Here is a 578-nt window from a genome sequence, read left to right on the forward strand (position 1 = left end):
TGCCAACACTGCTTGGTAACAAGCTTAAGCTAATGGTAGAGTTTAAAATAAAAAAATCCGTTATAAATGCCGATAAATATTTATTTTTAAAACAATTTTTCAATCAAATTATAGAAAAAGAAGCCGAACAAATAGTTTTAACTAAAGCATAATGAATATAAAAAACGCCCAAAAAGAAGTAGATAATTGGATTAAAGAACACGGTGTACGCTATTTTAACGAGTTAACCAATATGGCACAATTAACCGAAGAAGTAGGTGAGGTTGCCCGTATTATAGCGCGCAGATATGGTGAGCAAAGTGAAAAGGAAAGCGATAAAAATAAAGATTTAGGTGAAGAATTAGCTGATGTATTATTCGTGTTATTATGCTTAGCAAACCAAACTGATACTGATTTGCAAGCCGCTTTTGATAAACGCATGGATAAAAAAGCAAAACGAGACCATGATAGGCACCACAATAATCAAAAATTAAAATAATGCTTAAGTGAATATAGCTTTCAGCATAAAAACTTCTAAAAAAACACGCAAATTCATAGTATAAATCTGTATTAAAAAGTAAATTTGACGCTTGTTTACA

Annotated in this window: 1 protein-coding gene; it reads left to right on the forward strand. The window is 30.8% G+C overall.

Going from position 1 to position 578, the window contains the following annotated elements; genetic code table 11:
• Positions 1–151 precede the first annotated feature (151 nt).
• Positions 152–478: a nucleotide pyrophosphohydrolase gene (locus FUA24_RS10870; protein WP_147135178.1), complete on the forward strand. Its 327-nt coding sequence runs from the start codon at positions 152–154 to the stop codon at positions 476–478.
• The last annotated feature ends 100 nt before the right edge of the window (positions 479–578 follow it).

It is taken from the genome of Seonamhaeicola marinus (genome assembly GCF_008085455.1).

Bases quoted from the DNA above. Each gene is read 5' to 3' on its own strand.
- FUA24_RS10870 (WP_147135178.1), top strand. From the start codon at position 152: ATGAATATAAAAAACGCCCAAAAAGAAGTAGATAATTGGATTAAAGAA.